General features: G+C 53.9%; 26 protein-coding genes and 2 pseudogenes. 24 read left to right on the forward strand and 4 right to left on the reverse strand.

Annotated features, from left to right (window positions below; genetic code table 11):
- Positions 1-579, forward strand: a 579-nt coding sequence (locus DFP98_RS32580; RefSeq protein WP_116064816.1) for a M24 family metallopeptidase, incomplete at its 5' end; no start/stop codon positions are given.
- Positions 580-600: 21 nt separating this feature from the next.
- On the opposite strand, the gene DFP98_RS32585 is transcribed toward DFP98_RS32580, so the two are convergent.
- Positions 601-1,476 carry a helix-turn-helix transcriptional regulator gene (locus DFP98_RS32585; RefSeq protein ID WP_116064817.1) on the reverse strand — a complete coding sequence of 292 codons (876 nt, stop codon included), beginning with the start codon at positions 1,474-1,476 and terminating at the stop codon, positions 601-603.
- Between the two features lie 154 nt (positions 1,477-1,630).
- Between DFP98_RS32585 and DFP98_RS32590 the strand changes: the two genes are divergently transcribed.
- From DFP98_RS32590 to DFP98_RS32640, 11 genes are all read left to right on the forward strand, one after another.
- Positions 1,631-3,019, forward strand: a complete 1,389-nt coding sequence (locus DFP98_RS32590) for an MATE family efflux transporter (protein WP_116064818.1) — start codon at positions 1,631-1,633, stop codon at positions 3,017-3,019.
- 133 nt (positions 3,020-3,152) lie between these two features.
- Entirely contained in the window at positions 3,153-3,611 is a 459-nt protein-coding gene (locus tag DFP98_RS32595) for a Dps family protein (protein ID WP_181918084.1), read from the forward strand.
- A gap of 64 nt (positions 3,612-3,675) precedes the next feature.
- Positions 3,676-4,113 carry an RrF2 family transcriptional regulator gene (locus DFP98_RS32600; RefSeq protein WP_116064819.1) on the forward strand — a complete coding sequence of 146 codons (438 nt, stop codon included), beginning with the start codon at positions 3,676-3,678 and terminating at the stop codon, positions 4,111-4,113.
- 639 nt (positions 4,114-4,752) lie between these two features.
- Positions 4,753-5,199, forward strand: a complete 447-nt coding sequence (locus DFP98_RS32605) for a MarR family winged helix-turn-helix transcriptional regulator (protein ID WP_116064820.1) — start codon at positions 4,753-4,755, stop codon at positions 5,197-5,199.
- 135 nt (positions 5,200-5,334) lie between these two features.
- Positions 5,335-5,961 (forward strand): nitroreductase family protein, encoded by a 627-nt coding sequence (locus tag DFP98_RS32610; RefSeq protein ID WP_116064821.1) that lies wholly within the window; start codon positions 5,335-5,337, stop codon positions 5,959-5,961.
- Positions 5,962-5,992: 31 nt separating this feature from the next.
- Positions 5,993-6,943 (forward strand): ring-cleaving dioxygenase, encoded by a 951-nt coding sequence (locus DFP98_RS32615; RefSeq protein ID WP_116064822.1) that lies wholly within the window; start codon positions 5,993-5,995, stop codon positions 6,941-6,943.
- Positions 6,940-7,566, forward strand: coding sequence for an alpha/beta hydrolase (locus tag DFP98_RS32620; protein ID WP_116064823.1), 627 nt, complete (start codon positions 6,940-6,942; stop codon positions 7,564-7,566). Before DFP98_RS32615 ends, DFP98_RS32620 begins: the two co-directional genes overlap by 4 nt.
- Complete coding sequence (locus DFP98_RS32625; RefSeq protein WP_116064824.1) at positions 7,563-8,174, forward strand: flavin reductase family protein; 612 nt, start codon at positions 7,563-7,565, stop codon at positions 8,172-8,174. The genes DFP98_RS32620 and DFP98_RS32625 overlap by 4 nt, the downstream gene beginning before the upstream one ends.
- Positions 8,175-8,304: 130 nt before the next feature.
- Positions 8,305-9,540, forward strand: coding sequence for an MFS transporter (locus DFP98_RS32630; RefSeq protein WP_116064825.1), 1,236 nt, complete (start codon positions 8,305-8,307; stop codon positions 9,538-9,540).
- Between the two features lie 72 nt (positions 9,541-9,612).
- A complete protein-coding gene (locus DFP98_RS32635) occupies positions 9,613-10,041 on the forward strand; it encodes an SRPBCC family protein (RefSeq protein WP_116064826.1) in 429 nt (142 codons plus the stop codon).
- The gene (locus tag DFP98_RS32640) at positions 10,028-10,378 is read left to right on the forward strand and encodes an ArsR/SmtB family transcription factor (RefSeq protein ID WP_116064827.1); all 351 of its coding nucleotides are present in this window, start codon (positions 10,028-10,030) and stop codon (positions 10,376-10,378) included. The genes DFP98_RS32635 and DFP98_RS32640 overlap by 14 nt, the downstream gene beginning before the upstream one ends.
- A 55-nt stretch (positions 10,379-10,433) precedes the next feature.
- Here DFP98_RS32640 and DFP98_RS32645 read toward each other — a convergent pair whose 3' ends face one another.
- Genes DFP98_RS32645 through DFP98_RS32655 form a run of 3 tightly spaced genes read right to left on the reverse strand, consistent with a single transcriptional unit; the run spans position 10,434 to position 13,146 of the window.
- A complete protein-coding gene (locus DFP98_RS32645; RefSeq protein ID WP_116064828.1) occupies positions 10,434-11,606 on the reverse strand; it encodes an amidohydrolase in 1,173 nt (390 codons plus the stop codon).
- Positions 11,607-11,618: 12 nt separating this feature from the next.
- A complete protein-coding gene (locus tag DFP98_RS32650; protein WP_116064829.1) occupies positions 11,619-12,095 on the reverse strand; it encodes a DinB family protein in 477 nt (158 codons plus the stop codon).
- Between the two features lie 37 nt (positions 12,096-12,132).
- Positions 12,133-13,146 (reverse strand): aliphatic sulfonate ABC transporter substrate-binding protein, encoded by a 1,014-nt coding sequence (locus DFP98_RS32655; protein WP_116064830.1) that lies wholly within the window; start codon positions 13,144-13,146, stop codon positions 12,133-12,135.
- A 124-nt stretch (positions 13,147-13,270) separates the two neighbouring features.
- On the opposite strand from DFP98_RS32655, the gene DFP98_RS32660 reads away from it, so the two are divergent.
- The 12 genes and pseudogenes from DFP98_RS32660 to DFP98_RS39315 form a co-directional block, all read left to right on the forward strand.
- Positions 13,271-14,176 (forward strand): LysR family transcriptional regulator, encoded by a 906-nt coding sequence (locus tag DFP98_RS32660; protein WP_116064831.1) that lies wholly within the window; start codon positions 13,271-13,273, stop codon positions 14,174-14,176.
- 124 nt (positions 14,177-14,300) lie between these two features.
- Positions 14,301-15,071 carry an ABC transporter ATP-binding protein gene (locus tag DFP98_RS32665; RefSeq protein ID WP_116064832.1) on the forward strand — a complete coding sequence of 257 codons (771 nt, stop codon included), beginning with the start codon at positions 14,301-14,303 and terminating at the stop codon, positions 15,069-15,071.
- A 28-nt stretch (positions 15,072-15,099) separates the two neighbouring features.
- Positions 15,100-15,873: an ABC transporter permease gene (locus tag DFP98_RS32670; protein ID WP_181918085.1), complete on the forward strand. Its 774-nt coding sequence runs from the start codon at positions 15,100-15,102 to the stop codon at positions 15,871-15,873.
- 146 nt (positions 15,874-16,019) lie between these two features.
- Entirely contained in the window at positions 16,020-16,163 is a 144-nt protein-coding gene (locus tag DFP98_RS39310) for a hypothetical protein (protein ID WP_181918086.1), read from the forward strand.
- Between the two features lie 100 nt (positions 16,164-16,263).
- Complete coding sequence (abc-f, locus tag DFP98_RS32675) at positions 16,264-18,204, forward strand: ribosomal protection-like ABC-F family protein (RefSeq protein WP_116064834.1); 1,941 nt, start codon at positions 16,264-16,266, stop codon at positions 18,202-18,204.
- 74 nt (positions 18,205-18,278) lie between these two features.
- The gene (locus tag DFP98_RS32680; protein WP_116064835.1) at positions 18,279-18,560 is read left to right on the forward strand and encodes an alpha/beta-type small acid-soluble spore protein; all 282 of its coding nucleotides are present in this window, start codon (positions 18,279-18,281) and stop codon (positions 18,558-18,560) included.
- 588 nt (positions 18,561-19,148) lie between these two features.
- Positions 19,149-21,014, forward strand: coding sequence for an LTA synthase family protein (locus tag DFP98_RS32685; RefSeq protein WP_116064836.1), 1,866 nt, complete (start codon positions 19,149-19,151; stop codon positions 21,012-21,014).
- A 141-nt stretch (positions 21,015-21,155) separates the two neighbouring features.
- On the forward strand, positions 21,156-21,800 hold the full coding sequence (locus DFP98_RS32690) for a TVP38/TMEM64 family protein (protein ID WP_116064837.1): 645 nt from the start codon (positions 21,156-21,158) through the stop codon (positions 21,798-21,800).
- 42 nt (positions 21,801-21,842) lie between these two features.
- On the forward strand, positions 21,843-22,337 hold the full coding sequence (locus tag DFP98_RS32695; RefSeq protein ID WP_116064838.1) for a hypothetical protein: 495 nt from the start codon (positions 21,843-21,845) through the stop codon (positions 22,335-22,337).
- Between the two features lie 125 nt (positions 22,338-22,462).
- Positions 22,463-23,059, forward strand: coding sequence for a Uma2 family endonuclease (locus tag DFP98_RS32700; protein WP_116064839.1), 597 nt, complete (start codon positions 22,463-22,465; stop codon positions 23,057-23,059).
- Positions 23,060-23,177: 118 nt separating this feature from the next.
- A pseudogene (locus DFP98_RS32705) lies at positions 23,178-23,698 on the forward strand (Uma2 family endonuclease).
- Positions 23,699-23,996: 298 nt separating this feature from the next.
- Positions 23,997-25,123 (forward strand): annotated as a pseudogene (locus tag DFP98_RS39315) (hypothetical protein); the annotation flags it as partial.

Genomic DNA, 25,123 nt, shown 5'->3' on the forward strand with positions numbered 1-25,123 from the left:
ATGGTCGGCGTCGCGCAACGAGTCATCTATGAAAACGGGGCGGAGTACGAGGGCTTGCCTATGTACATCTTCAGCGAAAAATCGACCCGTCATGCGATCTCCCGGTCGTCCCACCGGGTCATCAACAAAGGCGACATCGTGCAGCTCAACCTGTCGGCCAAGGTAGACGGCTACTCGCCGAGCATCGGCATGCCGATCAGCCTCGGCAAGCTGACGCCGGAGCGCCGTGCGGTCATCGAATTCGGGTTGAAGGCGCACGAGTGGACGCAGGCGAACTTGAAGGCGGGCGTACTGGCAAGCGACGTAGCGAAAGGCTTCCTGCAATTTTTCAAAGATAACGGCTACGAGAAAAACTATCTGTACGGCCCTTGCCACGGTACAGGGATGATCGAGGTGGAAGCGCCGTGGATGGAGACGTCGTCTAGCTATTTGCTGCAGCCGAACATGACGTTCCAGATCGATACGTTCGTCACCACGGACACGTTCGGCATCCGCTGGGAGAAGGGCGCGGTCATCCGCGAGGACGGCTGCGAGCTGCTGTGCAGCCCGATCGGCACGATTCACGAATTGGAGTTTTAAGTAAGAGGAGAGGGCCTTTCCCTAAGAGAACCGCTGACGGTATTCTCTAGGGGAGAGGCCTTCTGTTTTCAGAAAACAGGAGCTGAAATAAGGCGCCTGGTTAAAGCCGACCTCCTCAGCTATGCGCGCGATTGGAAAATCGGTCTGCATGAGCAGCAGCTTGCTCTGCTCGATCCGGTAGCGGAGCAGATAGGCCATCGGAGACAGACCGTATTCTTTCTGCATGCAGCGGGCGACGTAGACCGGATGGAAGCTTAAGGCTTCGCCTAGGGAGCGAGCGGTAATTTCCTCGCGGTAGTGATTGCGGAGATAGGCGGCGGCCTGCTCTGCACATGCGGCGGCAGGCGACGCAAGCTGGGATTCGATGCTGGCGGTGAGCTGCCGCAGTGCTTCCTGGAATAGCACCTGCTGCTTGAAGCGCGAGGCGTTCAAATGCGCTTCGGGAGCGAGGGCGATGATTTGCTCCATCAGCTCTCCGAATTTGCCGGGCTGGGGCAGCCTGGCGAACTGGGGGAGCACGAGCGGAAACGAGCTGGTATCGAATTTGTACGATTCGTCTCGTTCGTCGCGAAGCTCCGGCGTTCTGCGAGGCGGGACGGTATCCGTCGCGCGCCAGCTTCCCGCCGTCTGAAAATGCAGCCAGTAGTAATCGGTTTTCTCGCGGCAGCCTTCCGTCGCATAATGATAGGCATCCGGACGAAGGAGCAGAGCGGTTCCTTCCGAAACCTCGTAGCGACGATCTCCCTCCCCGATATAGAGGCATCCCTTCATGACCGCAAGCATATCGAATACGCCGATGTTTCTTCTGCTCATATGCTTCTCCCCGATCGTAAACTTCGTAAAGCCGCTTGCGATGAAATGTGGCAGCGGCGGCAGGGTAAATTCCAGAAGCTCCATGCGCATAGTCCTCCCGAATGAGGTTTGTAAATTGAAAGAACGAGTTTGAAAACTGAACCATCGAACTTGTTAATGCCACTATAATTTGTTTTGCGCACAAAGTCTAACCTGTGCAGATTATACAAAGCATAATGGCTTGGCAGGAGTTGTAAACGTGAAATCCAATCGTAATCCCTATGGGCTATGGGCGCTGGCCTGGCCCATCTTTATTGAAGTACTGCTGCAGACGCTGCTCGGGACCGTAGATACGGTCATGGTCAGCCGAATCTCGGACGATGCGGTGGCGGTCGTCGGTTTGTCCGGGCAGCTGTTTGCGGCGCTTACGACGCTATTCATGACCATCTCGGGAGGCGCGGGCATACTGATCGCCCAGAAGCTGGGTGCGAAACGCGGCGATGACGCGAGGACGATCGCGATTATGGGGCTGACCGTATGCGGCGGCATCGGCCTGACGATCGGCCTGCTGCTGCTCACGCAGGCGAAGGCGTTGGCTAATCTGCTGAACGTCTCCGCGGAACTGTTGCCTCTCTGGGACGTCTATGTCTCCTACTTCGGCGGCGGAATGATGCTTACCGCTCTAATTGCCGCGTTGAGCACGGCGATTCGCAACACGGGCAATACGAGAGCTCCGATGTATATCGGGATCGCGATGAACGTCATTCATATTGCGATGAACTACGTGCTCATATTCGGAATGTTCGGATTTCCGGAATGGGGGTTGTTCGGCGTAACCGTATCGGGCAACGTCAGCCGGCTGGTCGCCGTACTGCTGCTGTTCTACGTGTTCATTCAAGCGTTCGATCGCCGAATCGGCTTCAAGGATCTGTTTACGTTCAAGCCGAGACTGTTCAAGGAAATCGTTCATATCGGCTGGCCGCTTGGCGTGAACATGTCGGGCTGGGTATTCTCGCAGCTGGCGATCTATACCTTTATTGCGATGCTGGGTGCGGCGGAGCTGGCGACGAAAACGTATATGAGTACGTTGGAATCGTTCTGCTTTATGCTGGGCTACGCAATCTCTCTGGCTATTCAGATTCAGGTCGCGCACCTGTTCGGAGCGGGGAAGACAAGGGAAGCGTATGTCGGAGCTTATCGCGCGCTTGCGATCGGGATCGGCTTGGCGATGATCAATGCGCTGTTGCTGCTGCTCATGGGACGTCATCTGCTCGGCCTGTTTTCGCAAAATGAAGCGATTCTGGCGCTTGGAACGTCGCTGCTCGCGCTGAATCTGCTGCTGCAGCCGGGCAAGGTGCTCAACATGTCGCTGAACAATGCGCTTAACGCGGTCGGGGATACCCGCTATACGATGATGACCGCTCTTTGCTCCATGTCTATTGTCGCGACGGGCGGCTCTTATTGGCTGGGTATTCATGCAGGCTGGGGGCTGGCCGGCATTTATTGCTGCATGATCGCCGACGAATGGGTACGAGGTCTTCTCGTGCTCCGGCGATGGAAAGGGCAGAAGTATTTACGGAGAGCGGAGGCGGCTTCGCGCCCATTGGAATCCCGTGCAATCGCTGCGGAGACGGGGATGTCAGTGTGATTGTGATTGGGGCGCCCTTAAGGTGTCTTCATCTAATCTTCATAGAACCTTCATCCGATGTTCATGTTGGATTCTTTCATCCGTGCTAATATTATATTTAGATCAAGTATAAATTAAAACGGAGGGATTCTATATGACCACAACAACTTCCAACACCATGACCGTGAGCGCCGTACTGAATCAACAAATCGCCAACTGGACCGTTCTTCATATGAAGCTTCACAATTTCCATTGGTACGTGAAGGGGCCGCAATTTTTCACGCTGCATGCCAAATTCGAGGAGCTGTACACCGAAGCTGCCGCCCATGTTGACGTTCTGGCGGAGAGACTGCTGGCGATCGGCGGAAAGCCTGTAGCGACCTTGACCGAAAGCTTGCGCCTGTCGAGCGTCCGTGAAGCGAGCGGGGATGAGTCGGCAGAGCAAATGGCGTCGTTCGTTGCGGAAGACTTCGCTCAACTGGCCGGCGAACTGAAGCAGGGCATTAAAGTCGCCGAATCGTTCGATGACGAGGATACGGCCGACCTGCTGTTAGGCATGAAAACGGGCTTGGAGAAGCATGCCTGGATGCTTAATGCCTTCGCCGGCCGCTGATTCCGGAAGCGAGTTGCGAAGCGCGGAGGGCCGAATTACAATAGACGGATAGGAGGCGAGTAAGATGGGAGCTTCTATTCGTCCGATCGGTCCCCCGCGCTTTGCCGTTGCCGTTCATATTTTGGTCGGACTGGCGCGAAGCGGCTGCAATCTGTCGAGTACAACGATCGCGGATCAAGTTCATTCCCACGCGACCTTCATGCGCAGAATATTAGCGCGGCTAGCCCATGCCGGACTTGTCGAGGCGCGCGAAGGCCGAGACGGAGGATATCGGCTGAAGCTGCCGGCGGAGCAGATTACGCTCGCGGACGTCTTTGCGGCGATCCGATGGGACGGCGCGGAGGAGTCGGGAAGCGAAAGCGGCAGTAAGGCGGAGGAGTCGCTATACGGCGAGGTCGATTGGAACGAACGGCTTGACGTGGAGTTGATCGGCATAATGAACGCGATGGATCGTCAGATGCTGGATTATTTGCGTCGGCACACAATTGCGAGTCTGGTCTGAATCGGGATCGAAAGATGATCGATAATAAACGTGACAGGGGTATATACCTCCTTCCGATGCTATACGCTTCTGAAATATTGAATGGGTAAACCCGTTATAGGGTGGTTTCAGGAGCGTATGAGGCAGACTACAGACTAGGATTGACCCACAATACATCTAGATAATTCCTAGAAGTTATTCATATAATCATCGAAGATGCTTTAGTGACATATAACCCCTGATCTTGGTTGATTTATACGATCTTTCCTACAAACATTCCTCGTTTAAGTCTGAGTAGAGCAGCTTTGTACGATTTTTCGATTTTTCGAACAAACGTCCGCCGTTTAAGCCTGATTCGAGCTGCGTTGTACGATTTTTCAACTAACTTCTCTTCGTAAACTCTTGTGTGCAAATTGATCCGCCGTAAAAGTTTTATAAATTGGCCTGTCGATCCTCTCGAGCAACTTTACTTATGGGTCAGTCCCTTCTTAGTTGGACCCGGCCATTCCGCAAGTCGTCTAGACTTTTTGCGGGATGGCTTCTTTTTTGTCTTGCGTTAATAAGAGCTTGACAAACCTATACAATTGTATTATCTTAAATTTAAGATAAATTTCAAAAGAACATTTACGCTGAGAAATGAACGGAAGGAAGGTGAGGCCGATGACGGAGAATAAACGGGATACATCGCTTGATCTGTATATCGCTCTGACTCGGGCGAGCCAGTGGGTGAATGCGCATGTCGATCGGGACATTAAGCGCTCCGGTCTAAACCGGACCGAATTTGGAGTGCTTGAGCTGCTATATCATAAAGGGTCGCAGCCGCTGCAGCAGATCGGAGGAAAAGTGCTTATGAGCAGCGGCAACATCACTTACGTAGTGGATAAGCTGGAGCAAAAGGGACTCGTTCGGCGGAGAGCCTGCACGGAGGATAGACGCCTCGTGTACGCGGATATTACGGATGCGGGTCGTCAGATGATTGAAGAGGTTTTTCCCGAGCATACGGAAGTTATTCGACAGGCGGTAGACGGATTGGACGAGGGAGAAAAGATGGCGGTCAGTGCGTTGCTCAAAAAGCTTGGAAAAGCGGCGGAAGAGGGATTTAAATAGAAGCGCGCAGTCACGGGGCTGCCGGAAGTCGAGAATAAGACAATGGGCATCTGGTTTGCACAAGTCGCTTCTATTTTTGCCATATATCTTAAAATAAAGATTCTTAAAATTATCATATCAAAGGCGGAATGACGAATGAGCAGCTTCGAGACATTGGTGAAAGATCGCAGATCGGCGATGAAGTTCATACCTAACGTGGATATATCGGAACGCGAGCTGAACGAGATGTTTAGCTTAACGAAGTTCGCTCCCTCGGCGTTTAATCTTCAACATACGCACTATATCGTCGTGAAGGACCCGGAGATCAAAAACAAGCTTTACGGAGCGGCTAACAAGCAGTACAAAGTGCTAAGCTCCTCCGCCGTTATTCTTGTGTTAGGCAATACTAACGCCTACCAAGACGTTGGCCCCATTCATGAAGGCTTACTGAATCTGGGCGTTATGAGCAAGCAGGAGTATGATATGACCGTCGATTCGGTACTGTCTTTCTACGGAGAACGGGGAGAGTCGTTCAAACGCGACGAGGCGATCCGCAGCGCAAGCTTATCGGCGATGCTGTTCATGCTGATTGCCAAGGACAGAGGCTGGGATACTTGTCCGATGATCGGCTTCGATCCGGTTGCAGTCGGTCAAATCTTGAATATCCCCGATACGCACGTGCCGGCAATGATGATTACGATCGGCCATGAGGACACGTCGACACAGCGGCCTCGCGGCTACCGCAAGCCTGTAGGCGAGTTCGTGAGCTATAACGGTTTCTAAACGGACATTTCGATAAAAGGAGAGAATAACAATGACACAGCGTACAACAGGCATTCATCACGTTACGGCTTTCGTTAGAGACGCACAGGCTACCGTGGATTTTTACTCGGGAGTGCTTGGACTGAGACTGGTGAAAAAAACGATCAATTTCGATGCGCCGGAGGTGTACCACCTTTACTTCGGCAACGAAGCGGGCAGTCCGGGAACGATAATCACGTTCTTCCCGTGGGCGACGTCGCGCAAAGGGCGGATCGGGGGAGGACAGGTCGGAGTCACCTCTTATGTCGTGCCGATGGGAGCGCTGGACTTCTGGCGGGAGCGCTTTGAGAAGTTCCGCATTTCGACGACACAGACGAGCCGTTTCGGGGAGCGACTGCTGCAGCTGGAAGATCCGGACGGTCTAAGGGTCGAGTTGGTTGAGCGGGATGCTGGCACGTCAAGCCGGTGGGCGTTCGGAGGAGTTCCGGAGAATAAGGCGATTAAAGGCTTTGGCGGGGCGCTGCTGTTCAGTACGGCGCCGGAACGGACGGCGTTTGCGCTTGAGCGAGTGATGGGCTTGAGCAAAGTATCCGAGGAAGACGGCTACGTTCGATTCCAGGCTACCGGAGATTTGGGCAATATCATTGACGTTAACGTTACGCCGATGGCCCCCGGCATTGGCGGAGCGGGAACGGTGCATCATATCGCTTGGAGAGCGGCAGACGACGAGGATCATGCTCGCTGGAGGAGCCTTGTCGAGGAGAACGGCTTCCATCCGACCCCGTTTGTCGACCGGCAATATTTTAATGCGATTTATTTCCGCGAGGAAGGCGGAATACTGTTCGAGATCGCGACCGATCCTCCGGGCTTCGCGCGGGATGAGCCTGCGGAGACGATGGGCGAGAAGCTGATGCTGCCGGATTGGTTCGAGCCGCATCGGGCACAGATCGAGCAGGGGCTAACGCCGATCGAAGTTCGCGTATTGGAGGAGGATCGCCAGTGAAGCACATTTATCGACAAGGCTCCGATACGAGCGCTCCTACGCTTTTGCTTCTGCACGGAACGGGCGGTACGGAGCAGGATTTGCTGCCGCTGGCCGAGAGGATCTCGCAGGGCTCCTCTATTCTAAGCGTGAGGGGCAACGTACTGGAAAATGGCATGCCGCGGTTTTTTCGCAGGCTGGCCGAAGGGGTTTTCGATATGGAGGACCTCGAATTCCGGACGAAGGAGCTGCACGCTTTCTTGGACCAGGCGGCCGGCGAGTACGGCTTTGCCCGCAACAATGTGGTAGCGGTCGGCTATTCCAACGGCGCGAATATTGCAGGCAGCTTGTTGTTTTACTACGCCAACTCTTTGCGCGGGGCGATTTTGCACCATCCGATGGTTCCGAGAAGGGATTTGCAGCTTCCCGATCTTGCCGGAGTACCGGTATTCATTGGCGCGGGAGAGAACGACCCCATCTGCACGCCGCAGGAAACCGGAGAACTTCAAGCGCTGCTGACGGGAGCGGGAGCCGAGGTCGCGCTGCACTGGGAACAGTTCGGTCATCGATTGACGGCGACCGAGGCGGACGCGGCGGCTCAATGGTTTTCTCGAGCATTCGAAGGAGGCGGAGAGCGAATATGATCGGACTCGATCCGGCGGATCTTAGCGATAAGGACAGTTACAAACTGCTGATTGGCAGCATCATTCCTCGGCCGATCGCATTCGTCACGACGCTCTCCAAATCGGGGGTCCTGAACGCCGCTCCGTACAGCTATTTCAATATCGTAACGGCCAACCCGCCGATGATCTCGATTTCCGCGCAACGGAGAAACGGCGAGCGCAAGGATACGGCCAGAAACGCGATCGAGATCGGGCAGTTCGTTGTCCATATTTCCGACGAATCGAACATTGCGAAGATCAACGATACCGCCGCTAGCGTTCCGTCCGATCAGAGCGAGGTGGAGCTTGCCGGTCTTACCCCGGTTCCGAGCTCGAAAATCGTTGTGCCGGGCGTCGCCGAGGCGAAAATCAGGCTCGAATGCGTGTTGGAGCAGGCGATTCCGCTAGGCGGCAGCGCGATGGCGCGCGCATGCGATCTGCTGATCGGGAAAGTCGTGTACTTCCATCTTGACGAGTCGGTGTACAAGGACGGATATGTCGATCCCGCTCAGCTCAAGGCGGTAAGCCGGCTGGCGGGCAGCTCCTATGCGAAGCTAGGCGATCTCTTTTCCATCGAGAGACCTCTATAAGACAACGAGCAACAGGCAGCGGCCGTACGCTGTCTGTTTTTTTGCGGATGAAATCCGGTTCCTGAACGTTGCATTGGGGAAGGTTATCTAATAGGACGCATCGATTTATCGGAACACGAAGGAGAGATTCATGCATACTCGCCGACAGCGCCGCGACGGAAAATTGGACGATCAGACGCTCCTCCTGCTCGCGGTTAACGGACTGTTTGTGATGGCTACCGCCTTGTCCGGCACTTATTTCGGAATCTATATCTGGAAAGCCAGCAACGATTATTTCAAGCTGGGATGGTTTACGCTGATTACTCATCTCTGCATGGGGTTGACGTTCTGGATTGCCGGCAATGCGGCCAAAGAAGGCAACAAGATGATTCTGCTAAGGCTGGGCATCGCGATTTCCGCCGGGTTCTACGCCCTTGTGCTTCTTCTGAAAGGGAGCGCCATGCACTATATTTGGTTGCTGGGCATCGTCCAGGGGGCGGCGACGGGGCTGTTTTGGCTGGCTTATAATGTCGTCTATTTCGAAGCGACGGAGCCGGATAATCGGGACAAGTTCAACGGCTGGGCAGGGACGATCGCTTCGCTAATCGGCATTGTCGTACCTTGGAGTTCCGGATGGCTCATCTCCCGTTTAGGCGGCGAAGGCGGCTATCGGGCGATCTTCATCGCTTCGGCGGGGGTGTTCTTGGCCGCGATCGCCACCAGCTTTTTCATTCGCAATCGCAAAACGTCGGGGAACTATCATTGGCAATGGCCATACCATCTGCTGAAACAGCGCGATTCTTCATGGCCGAAGGTCATGGGCGCATTGGCTGCTCAAGGTGTCCGCGAGAGCGTGTTTGGCGTCCTGATCGGAGTGTTAATCTACGTGCAGACCGGGAGCGAGATGAAGCTGGGCAACTATATGCTGCTCACTTCCGCGGTGGGCTTTGCGAGCTTTCTATGCGTGGGAAAATGGCTCAAACCCAAGTGGAGGTACGGAGGAATGCTGGCGGGAGCCGTGGCGCTTATTGCGGTTATTCTCCCGATGTTCGCCGGCTTCAGCTATACGACGCTGCTTGCTTTCGGTCTTGGCGCCTCTTTGTTCTTCCCGTTGTACATTCTGCCGATGACTACGGTTGTCTTCGATTTGATCGGGAAAGACGAAGAGAGTGCGGAGAAAAGAGTGGAATACGTCGTAGCCCGGGAGCTGGCGCTTAACGTTGGCCGTATCGTCGGAATGGCTGTGTTCATGGGGGTCATCTATGTCAGTCAAACGCCGCCGGCGATGATGTGGCTGCTGCTCGCGATAGGAAGCTCTCCGCTGCTGAGCTGGCTGTTCATGCGCAAAGCGCTGCTGGCCGGAGAAAAACGAAAGGGGTTGACATGAAACCTTTTGGTTTCCTATAATGAAGATGTGAAATGAAACCAAAAGGTTTCCTATACGGAGGCGAAGTGACACATGACCGCATCACCTAATGAGAACAAGCTGCCCGATATTCGTCAGACTCAACTGTTTAATGCGCCAATTGAGAAGGTTTGGACGGCCGTTGCGACCGCCGAAGGGATCGCGGCTTGGTTTATGCCGAACAATTTTCAGCCGAATGTCGGCCATGAGTTCCATCTCGATGCCGGGCCTTTCGGCAAATCCCCGTGCAAAGTAACGGAGATCGATCCGCCGAACCGACTTTCGTTTAACTGGGGCAAGGATTGGTTCGTAATATTCGAGCTGGTGGCCAAGGAAGGACAGACCGAATTTACGCTTATTCACGGCGGTTGGTCCACAGAGGGGGCGACCGAGTTCGGCGAGCCTCATGAAGTCGTGCGCGACCGGATGAACGGCGGCTGGGTCGGCATTGTGGCGAAGCTGGGCGAATATGTCCGCTCTTAACCGAGCTTCGGAGGAGCCGAAATACGACGTCTTCCAGGCGATCGCCGACCCGACCCGCAGGGGAGTCCTCCGCTTGCTCGGCGAGCGGGAGCTGCCGGTGAACGCGATCAGCAGTCATTTTCCGATGACTCGCACCGCGGTCTCCAAGCATTTGCGTATTTTGGCCGAAGCCGGGCTGGTAAAGGAGCGCAAGGTTGGCCGAGAGACGCGCTATCGTCTCGACGCTGATCCGTTGCGCGAGCTCAAGAGCTGGCTGGCCTTCTATGAGCGATTTTGGGAGAACAAGCTCGATGCGCTTAGGCGTTACGTTGAGGCGGACGAAGGGGATAATGAATAGAAGAAGAGGCCGAGTCCGGACGAAATTCGCCCGGGAGCTCGACCTCTTTTTTTTATTAAAGAAGCTTTAATGCCGAAGCCAAGAACACCTTCATCCCGACTTTAAGCGACTCCTCGTCGATGTCGAACTTCGGATGATGATGCGGATGCACGATGCCTCGCTCCTTGTTGCCCGCGCCGACGTTGAAGTACGTTCCGGGAGCCTGGTTCAAGTAAGCGGAGAAATCGTCCGCCGACATGCTCGGTTGGATTTCGTACAGCGCGTCGCGGCCGAACAGCTCCGCTACGGCATCGGCTACGACGCGAGTCACTTCCGGATCGTTAACCAGCGGGCGATAGCCGTAATGATATTGGAGCTCGTACTCCGCTTCGTGAGCCTGTGTAATTCCTGCGAGGATTCGCTCCATGCGACGGGGGACGTCGGCACGCAGCTCCGTGTCCATGCAGCGGACCGTGCCGCAGAGCTGCACGCTTCCCGGGATGACATTATGAGCATGACCGCCAATAAACTGCGTTACGGAGACGACTAGCGGTTTCATCGGATCGGTCGTCCTGGAGGCGATATGCTGCAGGTTCGTCACGACCTGGGCGCCGATGGCGATGGCGTCGACCGTCTTGTGCGGTTCGGCGGCGTGGCCCCCCTTGCCGGTAATCGTAATCGTAAACGTGTCCGGAGAAGCGAGCATCGGTCCGGCGACTACGCCAACCCGTCCGACCTCGACGGGCGATTGGAGATGCGCGCCGATGACATGGTTCACGCCGTCCATAACTCCGGCTGCGATCATCTCGTCCGCGCCGCCGGGCGGCAGCTCCTCCGCATGCTGGAATAGAAAACGTATCTCGCCTTCCAGCTCCTCCGCATGCTCGGATAATACCCGGGCCACGCCTAGCACGGTAGCCGTATGCCCGTCGTGGCCGCAAGCGTGCATGACGCCCTGCACTTGCGAAGCGAACGGCAAGCCGGTGTCCTCCTGGATCGGCAAGGCGTCGATATCTGCGCGGATGGCCAGCGTACGCCCCGGGCGGGCTCCGACCAGCCGGGCCATGACGCTGGAGGCGGTGGGCCTCGTAACGATAAGTCCGCCAAAGCCGTTTAATATGTTCTCGATGTACTGCGCCGTTTTCGTCTCCGCGAAGGAAAGCTCCGGATGGCGGTGCAGATAACGCCGCCATTCCACGACTTGGGGATAGAGAGCTTCGGCTCTCTCCAGCAATCGGTCAAGATTCATATCGGACTCCTTCTAGCGCGCCTCGTAGGCCGCTTTGTTGCGTTCGATCTGTCCCAGATGCTTATCCACATGATTGCAAATGAACCGGTCGATAATATGAGAGACGGGGATAGGCTCGTCCAGCTTCTTCCCGATCAACGCCCATTGCTCTTCGCTCAGCTTGCGAAGCAGAATGGCGTTGTAGCGAGTGATTGCGTCGTAAACGGCGAGCAGTTCGGATAAATCCGTCTCGTTAAACCGTTGCCGGTCAACCCATTCTTCGTGAGCGAAGCTCGCCAGAGCTTCGACCGGCTCGGAGACGATTTTGCGAATGCGGTACGAGTTGACGATATTGGAATCGACCAGATGGCCTACAATTTCGTTGATGCTCCACTTGCCCAGGCCGGGCTGCCATAGCAGCAGCTCCTTGGGCAAATGTTCCACGCTGGCCCGGATTTTGTCCGCGGTCAACTCATAGTTGGCGATCGATGCTTCCCGTACTGCGGTCATGGCGTAATCCTCCCGATGATTATCCGGCTATGCGCCGTTATTTCTTAGATGCTTCGAAATAGGAATTGTCGTATACTTTGCTTACATCCAGCTTTTCTTTGATTGTACCGGACTCCAGCAGGATGTCGGCCGTCGACTGGATGGCTTCCGCCGTCTCGGCGGTAATCGGATCGTTGATGTATTGCGTATTTTCGATCAGCGTCTTGACGAGCGCCTTGTCCATCTTCTTCTCGGTTGCGAGAATGTCGGCCGCTTCGTCCGGATTCTGAGCGACCCAATCCACCGCTTGCTGATATACTTTCAAGTACAGAGCGGTCAGATCGGGATGCTCCTTCAGGAATTTATCGCGGCCGATCATAACGGCCGGAGCGACGAAGCCCATCGTCTGCACGCTCTCTACGATACGGGCCCGGCCTGCGGACACTTCCGTCGTTACGAACGGGTCCCAGATTCCCCAGGCGTCGACCTGGCCGGCCTGGAAAGCCGGGTTCGCTTCGTCCGGCTGAAGCTGCACGATTTTCACGTCGGATTCGCTCAACCCGTTCTTCTGCAGCGCCTTGATCAGGAAGATATGGCCGGAGGAGCCTTTCGCAACTGCGATCTGTTTGCCTTTCAAGTCGGCGATCGATTGAATCGGGCTGTCCGGCTTGACGATGACGCTGTTCTGATTGCCTTGAACGCCAGTAACGGAGATGACGGTAAACGGGCTGTTCGCGGCTTTGCCGGTAACGACCGTGCCGTCCCCGATGAACGAGAAATCTACGCGATCGGAGACGAGTCCTTCCAGCAAGGGAACGCTGCTCTGGAACTCGTTCCACTGGACCTTGGCGTTTGCTTTCTCGAAGGCTTCCTCGAACCAGCCTTTTTTCTTGGCGATGGTCAGCAGGTTCAAGCCGCCGTTGATCGCGATGTTGACGGTTGTTGTATCTTTCGAGGACCCTGCGCTCTCGTCTTTGCCGCAAGCGGTCAAGGCAAAGAGGGCTAACGATGCGGATAGCAGCCAAAGGCCCGTTTTTCTGAGTGCGCGGATTCGTAATGAGGAAGCAGTCATGTTGCATTCTCCTTCGGATGTGAAATCAATTTCGATATTTGCATTGTATTATTTCCGAGTAATCTAGTAAAATAACTATGCTTTATATTTATATAACCAGAAGTTATGTAAAGGGGTCCTTTGTATGAACATCGAGCAATTCGAACATGCGGCCGCGATTGCCAAGACCGGCTCTATCTCGATTGCGGCCGAGCAGTTGCATGTCAGTCAGGCGGGGATCAGCAAATCGTTAGCGAAATTCGAGGAGGAGCTGGGCATTAAGCTCTTCAAGCGTTCGCGGCTGGGCACCGAGCCGACCGACCGGGGCAAAATCATCCTTCGCAAGATCGACGAGATTCTGACGCTGATCGAGGAGATCAAGGAAGAATCGCAAATCCAAAGCGCGCTGATCGAAGGCGAAGTCCGATTCTCGATCGGGCCGAACATCGTGGCGATCCTCTCTCAATCGATCATCTCGTTCAAGAGGGATCACCCTAACGTGCGATTGGCGATTACGGGCAAGAATTCCGAGGCGATCGTTCAGGATTTGAGGGAGGACCGCACTGATCTGGGTCTGATCTACTTCGATCGCCACAGACAAGAGGATCTTAAAGATTTAACGCTGCACAAAATGCTGGATTCCCGCATCATCGTATACGTCGGCAAGCGTTCGCCTCTAGCGGGGAGGGTGAGCGTAACGCCTGGCGATCTGCTCGATCAGACGTTCGTGAACGCGGACAACAATTACTCGAACTGGTTTATGCAGGATTTTATAGGCAAATACGGATCGGTCAATATTATTTTCACCTCCAACAACGTGGATATTCTGAAAAGAACGATTGCCGAGAATGTCGCCATCGGTATTTTCATCGAGCTGAGCATGAAGAACGACCCTCTGGTGACCGGAGGAGACATCGTCGGAATCCCGCTTGTCGATCACGAACCTAATACGGTGCCGCTTGGATGGGCCAGACTGACGAATAAACATTTTTCGATCGCGCAGAGGGAATTTCTGAAATATTTGATTCGGGAGTACGACAATTTTAAATAAGAAATCGATCGTCAGTATGCGAAGGGGATGTCGAAAAAGGCGTATTGACAATGATTTTCGGCGTCTGATAAGATTCTCCGTAAATTCATGAAGGTCAGCATGATCACGCGCGGGAGGCTTCGCAATGACTACGGCAGCTTTGGAAATATGCAACTTGAACAAAACGTTCCGGTCCGGTGACGCCATGACCCATGCGCTGGACCGGATCGACTTTACGCTGGGGCGAGAGGAATTCGTCTCGATTATCGGCCCGAGCGGATGCGGTAAAAGTACGCTGCTCAAAATCGTCGCCGGGTTGGACGTCGATTACGAGGGGACGGTTCGTCTGGATGACGCCGATGTAACGGGGCCGAGCAAGGAGAAAGGGTTTATTTTTCAGGAGCATCGGTTGTTTCCGTGGTTGACTGTGGAAAGAAATATTGCTGCGGATTTGTCCTTGAAGGACCCCGACGTACGGCGTCGGGTGGATGAGATGATCGGACTGGTACGGCTGCAGGGCTTTGAGAAAGCTTATCCGAAGCAGCTGTCGGGCGGGATGTCCCAACGGGTAGCGATCGCCAGGGCGCTGCTCCGGAACCCTAAGGTGCTGCTGCTGGACGAGCCATTCGGAGCATTGGACGCTTTCACGCGGAATCATATGCAGGAGTCTCTGCTGGACATTTGGCGGGAGAACCGCACGTCTATGCTGTTGGTTACGCACGATATCGACGAAGCGATTTTCCTGTCCAATCGGGTCGTCGTGATGGATGCCCGTCCCGGCAAAATCAAAGCGGTCGTTTCCGTTGATCTGCCCTATCCGCGAAACCGGGTAAGCTCCGCTTTTCAGGCGCTGCGCACGGAAGTGCTGTCGGCGCTGAACCATGTCGAGGAAGACACCGTCAGCTGGCATATCTAACGACTTTAACGAAAGGTTGTCTAAATCCATGTTCAGAAAAGAAAAGGTCATCCGCATCGCGCTGGGCAGTTCCATTCCGGTTGCCGTGCTCGTCGTCTGGCAGATTGCGGTCGAGCTTGGGCTGTTGAACCCGATGCTGTTTCCCGGCCCGATCTCCATCTTCGGCGATTTTTACGACATGATTTTGTCCGGGGAACTGGTTCATCATCTCGGAGTCAGCGTCGTTCGAGCGATGAGCGGATTTCTGATTGGAGCGGTCGCGGGGCTCGTTATCGGCATTTCCGTAGGTCTGTTTCGGAGGGCGGAGCACACGCTTGATCCGACGATTCAGATGCTGCGGACAGTGCCGCTATTGGCCGTCACTCCGTTGTTTATTCTGTGGTTCGGATTCGGCGAGCTGTCGAAAATATTGCTCATCTCGATGGGCGCGTTTTTCCCCGTGTACGTCAATTCGTTCCTCGGCGTGCGCAACGTCGACGCCAAGCTGTTCGACGTCGCCCGCGTGTTGGAGTTCAGCAGATACCAGCAGATCGTCAAAGTCATTCTTCCCGGCGCGATGCCCAACATTCTGCTCGGCATTCGACTTTCTCTCAGCGTATCCTGGCTTTGTCTCGTCGTAGCGGAGCTAATGGGGGCGGACGAGGGTGTGGGCTATCTGATCCAAGACGCTCGCGCCTATCTTCGTACCGGCGTCGTCTTTGTCGGCATTTTCATCTTTGCCATCGTCGGCAAGCTGACCGATTCTCTGGTCCGGATTTTGGAGGCCCGTCTGCTCAAATGGCAGGACAGCTATCGGGGTTGAGCGGTTATTAAAAGTATAATGCATCATAAAATAATTATATAATGATTAATGCATATTTGGGCGGCGTTGGCTGGAGAATGCTTGCGCTGTCGGCGGAGTCCATGGTATTCTCGGAATAACGATTTTTGACGGGAGGTGAAGGCAGGATGAATCGAGAGTTTGTGAACAACCAAGTCAGCCGATTGCCGATTGCAATGGCTGGCATCGTTCATGGCGCGCGCGAATACGGGAGAAGTCCGTCCATTTTCGGCCATACGATTTCACAACTCTCGAGAAGGTTCCTGCCTTGACCGAAGCGGATTAACGTATCCGAACGGGCGTAGGGAATTTTCCCTGCGCCCTTTTTGTATTTGCCGGGCAGGAGCCTCCGATATTTCAGGAGGAACCGACATGTTAACGATAAATTGCCAAAACGTACGTAAATATAATGCAGCGCAGCTAGTGCTGGACAATGTGACCTTTGAGCTTCATCACGGAGAGAAGGCCGGTCTCGTGGGCCGCAACGGCAGCGGCAAAACGACGCTGATGCGTCTGATCGCCAAGCTGGATACACCCGACGAGGGGCTGCTTACCGTGCGCAAAGACGCCGGAATCGGTTACTTGGAGCAAATTCCCGCCAATATGGCGCATCGTTCTGTATACGATGTGCTAGCTCTCGGATATAGCGGACTGTTGGAGTGCCGGGCTCAGATGGCCGATTTGGAGAAGCGGATGTCGGAACCGGCAGCCGCGGACGATCCGGTCCGCCTGGAGGAGCTGCTGCAGCGCTATGCTTTGCTTCAGGAACGGTTCGAGCGGGAGGGCGGCTATGAGATGGACGCGCGTATCGATCAGATCGCTGGGGGTTTGCGGATCGATAAGACGTGGTACGAGCGGGACTACGGCTCGTTGTCAGGAGGAGAGAGAACGAAGGTAGGGCTGGCCTCGCAATTGATCCGCAAGCCGGATCTGCTGCTGCTCGACGAACCGACGAACCATCTGGACATGAAAGGCGTTGAGTGGCTGGAGGAGTTTCTGCTGAAGTATGACGGCGCGTGCTTGATCGTCTCGCACGACCGTTATTTTCTGGATCGGGTCGTAACGAAGATCGTTGAGCTGGAGGATGGGGAATCGCTCGTTTTCCATGCCAATTACACGAAATATATGAAGGAGAAGGAAGAGCTTCTGCTTCAGCAGTTCGCCGATTACCAGGAGCAGCAGAAAAAAATCAAAAAGATGCGCGAAACGATCAAACAGCTGATGGAATGGGGCAGAATCGGCGACAACGGCAAGTTTTTCCGCAGAGCCGCTTCCATGCAGAAGGCGTTGGATCGAATGGAGAAGGTGAAGCGTCCGGCGCTTGATCGCAAGGAGGCGGAGTTCGAGCTTCGGCCGACCGATCGTTCCGGCAAACAGGTGATCGCGCTGGACAGCGTGGCTAAGCGATACGGGAATAAGGACATTCTGAGGAGCGCTTCGGCGCAGCTGGAATACGGAGAAAAGGTGACGCTCATCGGCCGCAACGGCGCGGGCAAGTCGACGCTGCTCCGGCTGATCCTCGGCGAGGAGCAAGCGGACGGAGGCGAGCTTAAGCTCGGTTCGCGAGTAGAGATCGGGTATTTGGCCCAGCAGCAGCAGCCGGAAGAACCGAAGGAGTCGGTGTTGGATTATTTTCGCCGTGAGGCCGGCATGGAAGAAGGGGAAGCCAGATCGCGTCTGGCGGCCTATCTGTTCTACGGAGCCGACGTGTTTAAGCCGGTTGGCCTGCTGTCCGGCGGGGAATGGACGAGGCTGAGGTTGGCGCTGCTTGTGCTGCGCAAGCCCAATCTGCTCGTACTGGACGAACCGACGAACCATATGGATATCGCATCAAGGGAGGCGCTCGAGGAAGCGCTGATCGAGTATCCGGGGACCATTCTGGCGGTGACTCACGATCGTTATTTGATCAATCGGCTGGCGCAAAAGGTTTGGGAGTTGGATGAGGGACGCCTGGCGGTTTATTTGGGGGATTTCGACGATTACAAGGCGGAGAGCAGGCGCAGAGCGGCTGCCTTAGAGTTTTCCGAAGAAGCTGAGTCCTTGCCATCGCGCGGCGTTCGGCCGAGAGCGGCCTTCGAGCGTCCAGGGGCGATCAAGCGGCAGGGCTCCGTTGTGCAGCCCGATCTTATTCGCGAGCGCCTGGAAACGGAGATCGCCGAGCTAGAGCGGCGACTGGCCGAGCTGGATGCCCGGACGCACGACGGAACGCCGATCAGTCCCCCCGAATTGGAGAAGGATTGGGCGGCAAGAGAGGATGTGCGGGGACGTCTGGATCGTCTGTACGAGCAATGGATGGAAGCGGCTGACGAATAATTCGTTTTTGTCCGGGAAGGCTAGCATCGACATTAGACTTGGCGTTCCCGAACTGAACGGAGGCGATCGAACAGATGGGCAGAAGTAGAAGACGGAGGCTGGCGGTGCCCGGAGCGGAAGAGGGCGTTAGCGCCCTCAAAGCGGACGTGATGCGCAAGGAGGGCTACTCGGTCGATCCGCAGCGGCCGGACGCGGTGAAGTACGAGGTTGCCAAGGAAATCGGCGTGCCGCTGGAGCCGGGCGACAACGGGAAGCTGACGACGGAGGAAGCCGGGCAGGTCGGAGGAAGAATCGGCGGCGCAATGGTGCGGGAGATGATCCGGATGGCTCAGGAGCAATTGAGGCATAAAAGGTAAGAGCAAGAAGGGGCTATCCCATAGCCAAGTTCGATTGCTGTGCTAATGCTTCGGAAGCGCTCCTGAAATGGAAAGGGTAAACCCGTTAAGAGGTCATTTCAGGGGCGTGCGAGGCTCCTCAGGGAGGGGGCGGGGGTACTTACCCCTCCCTTACATATTCTATTTATCTCAGGGACTCTGATTTTGTGGGCCCCCTCCTCTATTTTCAACTTGGAGGAAACGTTAAAACGGAAAATCCGCGTTATTTTCCCGTAATAGGTGAAAATGGATGATTTAAAGAGGAAAACTCTCTTTATTTTTCCAAAATAGCCGAATTTGCAAAATTAAAGCGGATTATCCGCTTTATTCGGCCCCGAAAGGGTGAGGATGCACATTTAAGGCGGGATTTCCGCGTTAGACTAACAAACGTCGCCCCAACCCCAACTAACCGACCTGCGTGTAAGACGGCGGGTTTTTTTGAGCTGTTTTTCAAGGTTATCGATAAGGAGGTCGTGAATCTAAGGAAACTTTAAGAAACCTCAGGCTGGGGTATACGGTAGAATAATAGAAAAAAGGTTCTCCGCGATTCGCAAGGGAGAGGATATGGACATGAATCTGTTGATCAAGCTGGGCAACCGGAGATTCGTGCTTTTTACTTTGATATTGCTGCTGAAATGCTGTCTCGCCTGGTTCGTGGTGTTCGAAGACGGTCCTTCGGTGACGACGATGCTGACGGAAATTCCGTTTTTCTGGGTCGTTTTCTGCCTGATCGAATGGTTCGCAACCAAGCGCAAGCTGCTTTATTACACGATCGCCAACCTGCTGTTTACGCTGCTTTATTTTACGGTGCTGATGTATTACAAATATTACGGCGTTATCGTAACCTATCATGCGCTCAATCAAGCCAATAAAGTCGCTCAGGTCGGAGACAGCACCTACTCGCTGATGGACCCGTACTATTTGCTAGTGTTCGTCGATATCCTCGTTCTGGTAGCCATCCCTCTGTGGCTGAGGAGCCGAACGAAGGGATTCCAGCTGCAATTGAGGCCGATTAGCCGCAAGGCGCTGTCCGTTCTGCTTGTCGTGTCCGTCATGCTTTGCTTTATCAGCATCTGGCCTAACCGCGCCAGCATGAACGAGAATATGCAAGCGGAAGAAATGGGCATTCTGAATTACGAGTTTTATACGATATTCGCGGATGACAAGGTCGATGCGGAAAGGGTAGATATGAAGGAAATTACCCAAGCCCGAATCGACGAGCTGAAAGGGAAGACGTCCCGGGAGCAACCGCTCTATTACGGCGCAGCAAAGGGAAAAAACGTCATTATCGTTCAGATGGAATCGATGCAGAACTTCCTGATCGGCCTTCGGGTGAACGGCCAGGAGGCGATGCCGAATTTATCGAAGCTCGCCCGGGAGAATTTCCATTTCGATCGTTTCTATGCGATGGTTGGGCAGGGGACGACGGCGGATGCCGAATACGTGGTGAATACGTCTTTATATGTACCTAAGCACGAGCCGGCGACGAAAAACAACGCGAAAAAGGAGCTGCCGAGCCTGCCTAAACTGCTGAAGAGCTATGGCTACGATACGGCTACGTTCCACACGAACGACGTTCAGTTCTGGAACCGGACCGAGCTATATCCGGCACTTGGGTTCGACCGGTATTACGACAAAAGCTTTTTCGGGGATACGGATCATATCGCGTTCGGCTCGTCCGACGAAGTTCTGTACGAGAAGACGATCGAAGAGTTGAAGAAAATGAACGAAAGCGATCGTCCCTTCTACGCACAGGTGCTGAGCATGAGCGCTCATCACCCTTACAATCTGCCGGAATCGAAGCGCCGTTTGGCCCTTCCCGAGGAGATGCAGGATTCGATGATCGGGCGGTACATTCAGGCGCAAAATTACGCCGACTATGCGATAGGCGCCTTCATCGACGATCTGAAAAGCAGCGGGCTATGGGAAGATAGCGTTGTGCTTTTCTACGGCGATCATCAAGGCTTGCCCGTATACTCGATGAATGACGAAGAGCGCGAGCTCATGAAGGAATTGGTCGGCCATGAGTACGGTTATGCGGAAATGTTCAACGTACCGCTCATTATGCACGTTCCGGATGCGACCTATCCTGCGGTCATTGAGCGCACGGGGGGACAAATCGATCTGTTGCCGACCGTAGCGAATCTGGTAGGGGCTTCTCTTGGGAATCAGCTATATTTCGGGCAGGATCTATTGAACTCGGACTCCAATGTGCTCCCGATGCGGCACTTCCTGCCGACCGGCTCCATCGTGTCGGATACCGGAGTGTTCATTACCGGCAACGACTATGAGGACGGCGCAAACTATCCTTTCGACGGTGAAGAGCTGTCTGAGGGCAGCGGCGCTTCGCGGTCCGAATACGAGCGAGCGCTGGAGCTGCTTAATCTGTCCGACAGCTTCGTAGAGCAATTGCCGGACAGAAGTCCTCAGCCATAGAAAAAGCTCCTCTCCGGGCAAAACGACTGACCGTTGCCTCGGCGAAGTTCCGAGGATTGTCGGAAATGCGTTGAAGTATCGGGAACGGACAAGTGGTATAATAGGCACATTACTGCGTAGCGGAAAAGGTGTTGGCCCCGGATGAGTCTCGTGTCGGACATTCTCTCCAACATTACCGAAGAGAATTTGACCCATATATTGGAACAATATCGCAATTTCGGGCCTTTGCCGGGTATAGCGCTTACGTTCATGAAATCGTTTATCCCGCCTCTGCCGACGATTCTGATCGTCGGGGTGAATGCGGCCGTCTATGGCTTATGGCTTGGCTTTCTCTACTCCTGGATCGGAATCGTTGCGGGCTGTCTGACGACATTTCTCGTCGTGCGCAAAATCGCCGGACATCCTTATTTCGTTCGAATGGCGCAAAAGCCCAAGGTTCAGAAGAGCTTGAAGTGGGTGCGCCGCAACGCATTCAGTTATGTGTTTTTGCTTAGCATTTTCCCGGTCGGGCCGTTTGTCGTTATCAATATCGCCGCGGCTATCGCGCAGATGCGGATTCGCTCGTTCCTCATCGCGGTTCTATTCGGCAAGGCGATCATGGTCATGTCGGTATCGATCATCGGCCACGATCTGATGCGGTTCGTCGAGCGGCCGTTCGAGCTCGTCTACGTCGTGCTGTTCGTGGGTCTGTCGCTGTGGATCAGCAAAAGGATCGAGCGGCGGTTTACGAGGGATGACGAGAATGGAGGAGACCCGGAGGGCTCCCCGGAGCGCGTAGGGTCATAATGGGTGTGTAATAATGTATTTGGAAAGGGAGGGTGAATCCATATGTTGAGTTTTGAAGAGAAGCTGGCGATTATGCAGTCGTTTCCTGAATTGCAGCGCAAAGACGTTTCCCTGGGAAGAGTGAACTTTCATTATGATGCCAGTCTGACGGATAAGAAAAACGTGGGCTATCATTTTCATCCGAACGGCAACGGCTACGTGTATGCAGTCGGGTTGGACGGCGTTGAGACGGACGGGAAAGGCTTTGCCAACGTTCGCGATTACGATGAACCGCAGCTAAGAGAGCTGGTGGTCCGGTCGATCCGGATGTTGGGCGGTGGATCGTCGTCCGGAGGATCGGCTAAGGCGGCTAATACGGAGACGGACGGCGCGACCGGAGAGAAGTGGCGCAATGATGCCGGCGACGAGCTATTGCTGCAGTTTGAGGACGATATGTGGTATCTGTTTGCGGGGCTGAATCTCGAAATGGCGTTCGAAACGCGCGAAGAAGCCGAGGAGTACTTGGCCGACGAAGGGTTCGTTATTGCACGAAATTGACAGCTTGCGGGAACAGCGGCATAATGAAGGAAATAATGTCGAGGAAGCACCTCACAAAGATAAACACAGATGTGTTTCTTTGCTGGGGTGCTATTTTTGTTGATGCGGAGGGAGCTTGAACGAACATGAAAAAGAAAACGTACGAAGAGCTGATCAAGGAGTCGCCGGTTACTTACGACATGTACGCCAATATGGAAGACGACGGCAATCGTTACGAGGTTTCCGACGGTGCGTTGGAGCTGATGAGCCCTGCTCCGACGCCTACGCATCAGTCGGTGGTGAACGAGCTGCAGTACAAGTTTAATGTCAGCTGCCGCAACGATTACATTATCTACTCATCGCCAATTGACGTCATTTTATCCGCTACGGAAGTCCGCCAGCCGGACCTGATCATGATTCATCGCAGTAGAGTGGAGATTATTGGCAGCAAGGGCATCAATGGTGCGCCGGATTTAGTCGTTGAAATCACCTCCAAGCATTCGCGCAGACAGGACAAGGTGCAGAAACGGATCGTATATGCCAAATACGGCGTTCCGGAATATTGGATCGTCGATCTCTCCAACTTTACGTTGGAGCAGTATGTGCTGGATAGGGATCGCTATGATTTGACCGAGGTCTACGCGGAAGACGAGACAATCCGTTCCAAGACAGCCACGTGCGCCTCGTTCAGCATGGGCGAGATTGTGCGAAGTTTGCCCGTACAGCCGGATAAGATAAATTAGTTTTCCTGAGCAGTGTGTGGAGCATTTTGACAAGGAAAGGGGCGCCATAGGCATGAAAAAGAAAACGTACGAAGAGCTAATCAAGGAGTCGCCGGTTACTTACGACATGTACGCCAATATGGAAGACGACGGCAGACGCTATGAAATTTCCGATGGAGTGTTGGAGCTGATGAGCCCTGCTCCGACGACTACGCATCAGTCGGTCAGTCAGGAATTGCTATTTTCACTTAACGCCACCTGTCGCAACGAATACATTATTTACGTCTCGCCAGTCGATGTCATTTTTCCGCTACGGAAGTCCGCCAGCCGGATCTTGTCATGATTCATCGCAGCAGAATGGATATCGTTGAAGAAAGAGGCATCAACGGCACTCCCGATCTGGTCGCCGAAATTTCCTCCAAGCATTCGCGCAGACGGGACAAGGTGCAGAAACGCATCGTATACGCCAAATATGGCGTTCCGGAATATTGGATCGTTGATCTCTCTAATTTTACGTTGGAGCAGTATGTGCTGGATGGACAGCGGTATGAATTGGCCGACCTATACGCGGAAGACGAGATAATTCGTTCCAAGGTAGTCCCCTGCGCTTCTTTTAGCATGAATGTGCTTGTGCAGGCACTGCCCTCTAAGCGTGAATGAAAAAACGTACGAAGAGGTCATCAAGGAATCGTCCGCTACTAGGGTGTGTGGGAATGGAAAGAAGCGTTTTCGATCTGGTATATCTGGTATGATTGCTCCCTAACGTTATCGTTGCTTAAACTGGGATTTAAACGTTCATGTGACCTAAACAATGGAAGTCCAGTCTAAGCTTTTCAACTTCACTCGAAATCACAGTCGTTATAAGGCGGCCATTTGTTGAGTATTTGTTGAGCCCTGCATTATACAATGTTGATTGTATTAGACAAAAATCGACTTGTTTAGTCAGGAGAGGTTTAAAATGAAGCTACGCAATCATCGGTTGGGTCTGTTTGATGGGCGACGGTTTTTGGTTCTGATGAGCATACTTCTATTGTTTTCGCAGTTGGGATTGCAGACGGTTTTTGCCGACATTGACCCTGTATCCGATGTCTACAATGAAGCGGATACACGGGAGAAGATGTATCAGGCGATACAGGATTATTCAGAGTATGCTATGGATCATCAGAAACTCCAATGGATTACTAATAGTAAGAAAGCGGATAAAGACGCGCTGCTCGATTACATGATCGTCCGTCGTCCTTACGAAAATAGGGACGAATTGTACACTACTTTTACGAATGCTTACGCTACTAGAATAGTGATTATGTACATGCACAAAGCACCGGAGCAAGAAGATGGCGCCTCATCGATTGTAGATATGATAGATACTATAAACAATGGGATTTTTACCAATCCCGGATTTGATTTGAGCGAATACAATCCTTTGGAACCTGAAGAGAAGCGCATTATTGGACAAGCTGTGCTTGACAATATGCCTGCAGATGGCTATGTGACGGCCGCCAACATCCAGGCGGTTATCGATATGGCGATCTATTTGCTAAAAAACGGAGGGGCGCAACCGGCAAGCGGCTTGACGGTAACGTCAACTGACGTGGTGGGAGCGGTGAACGACGGCAAGACGCAAATTACGGTTGCACCTACCGTAGCGACGGGACATAAATTTGTGTACCTCAATGCAGCAAACGACGTGGTAAACGTACCGAACGTGGGAGAAACGCTAAGCGGTTATACGGCGTTGCCTGGGGACGGCATCGTGAATGCGGCAAACGGCGATAAGCTAGCCGTAGGGGAGCTTGACGTCAACGACAAAGTCGTGAAGTTCGGCCAAACGACGGCTGTAGTCGAGGCTGAGCCGGTAGCGGCAAGCGGCTTGACGGTAACGTCGACCGACGTGGCGGGAGCGACAAATGACGGCAAGACACAAATTACGGTTACGCCTGATGCAGCGACGGGGCATAAGTTTGTGTACCTCAATGCGGCAAACGGCGTGGTGACCGTACCAAACGTGGGAGAAACGCTAAGCGGCTACACAGACTTGCCGGTTAATGGAATCGTGAATGCGACGAACGGCGACAAACTGGCCGT

The organism is Cohnella phaseoli, assembly GCF_003386235.1.
GTDB classification, from domain to species: Bacteria; Bacillota; Bacilli; order Paenibacillales; family Paenibacillaceae; genus Cohnella; species Cohnella phaseoli.

Bases quoted from the DNA above. Each gene is read 5' to 3' on its own strand.
- DFP98_RS32640 (WP_116064827.1), top strand. From the start codon at position 10,028: ATGTCCGCTCTTAACCGAGCTTCGGAGGAGCCGAAATACGACGTCTTC.
- DFP98_RS32625 (WP_116064824.1), top strand. From the start codon at position 7,563: ATGATCGGACTCGATCCGGCGGATCTTAGCGATAAGGACAGTTACAAA.
- abc-f (WP_116064834.1), top strand. From the start codon at position 16,264: ATGTTAACGATAAATTGCCAAAACGTACGTAAATATAATGCAGCGCAG.
- DFP98_RS32670 (WP_181918085.1), top strand. From the start codon at position 15,100: ATGTTCAGAAAAGAAAAGGTCATCCGCATCGCGCTGGGCAGTTCCATT.
- DFP98_RS32695 (WP_116064838.1), top strand. From the start codon at position 21,843: ATGTTGAGTTTTGAAGAGAAGCTGGCGATTATGCAGTCGTTTCCTGAA.
- DFP98_RS32690 (WP_116064837.1), top strand. From the start codon at position 21,156: ATGAGTCTCGTGTCGGACATTCTCTCCAACATTACCGAAGAGAATTTG.
- DFP98_RS39310 (WP_181918086.1), top strand. From the start codon at position 16,020: ATGAATCGAGAGTTTGTGAACAACCAAGTCAGCCGATTGCCGATTGCA.
- DFP98_RS32600 (WP_116064819.1), top strand. From the start codon at position 3,676: ATGGGAGCTTCTATTCGTCCGATCGGTCCCCCGCGCTTTGCCGTTGCC.
- DFP98_RS32595 (WP_181918084.1), top strand. From the start codon at position 3,153: ATGACCACAACAACTTCCAACACCATGACCGTGAGCGCCGTACTGAAT.
- DFP98_RS32630 (WP_116064825.1), top strand. From the start codon at position 8,305: ATGCATACTCGCCGACAGCGCCGCGACGGAAAATTGGACGATCAGACG.
- DFP98_RS32635 (WP_116064826.1), top strand. From the start codon at position 9,613: ATGACCGCATCACCTAATGAGAACAAGCTGCCCGATATTCGTCAGACT.
- DFP98_RS32610 (WP_116064821.1), top strand. From the start codon at position 5,335: ATGAGCAGCTTCGAGACATTGGTGAAAGATCGCAGATCGGCGATGAAG.
- DFP98_RS32655 (WP_116064830.1), bottom strand. From the start codon at position 13,146: ATGACTGCTTCCTCATTACGAATCCGCGCACTCAGAAAAACGGGCCTT.
- DFP98_RS32585 (WP_116064817.1), bottom strand. From the start codon at position 1,476: ATGGAGCTTCTGGAATTTACCCTGCCGCCGCTGCCACATTTCATCGCA.
- DFP98_RS32605 (WP_116064820.1), top strand. From the start codon at position 4,753: ATGACGGAGAATAAACGGGATACATCGCTTGATCTGTATATCGCTCTG.
- DFP98_RS32645 (WP_116064828.1), bottom strand. From the start codon at position 11,606: ATGAATCTTGACCGATTGCTGGAGAGAGCCGAAGCTCTCTATCCCCAA.
- DFP98_RS32650 (WP_116064829.1), bottom strand. From the start codon at position 12,095: ATGACCGCAGTACGGGAAGCATCGATCGCCAACTATGAGTTGACCGCG.
- DFP98_RS32685 (WP_116064836.1), top strand. From the start codon at position 19,149: ATGAATCTGTTGATCAAGCTGGGCAACCGGAGATTCGTGCTTTTTACT.
- DFP98_RS32700 (WP_116064839.1), top strand. From the start codon at position 22,463: ATGAAAAAGAAAACGTACGAAGAGCTGATCAAGGAGTCGCCGGTTACT.
- DFP98_RS32665 (WP_116064832.1), top strand. From the start codon at position 14,301: ATGACTACGGCAGCTTTGGAAATATGCAACTTGAACAAAACGTTCCGG.
- DFP98_RS32615 (WP_116064822.1), top strand. From the start codon at position 5,993: ATGACACAGCGTACAACAGGCATTCATCACGTTACGGCTTTCGTTAGA.
- DFP98_RS32660 (WP_116064831.1), top strand. From the start codon at position 13,271: ATGAACATCGAGCAATTCGAACATGCGGCCGCGATTGCCAAGACCGGC.
- DFP98_RS32680 (WP_116064835.1), top strand. From the start codon at position 18,279: ATGGGCAGAAGTAGAAGACGGAGGCTGGCGGTGCCCGGAGCGGAAGAG.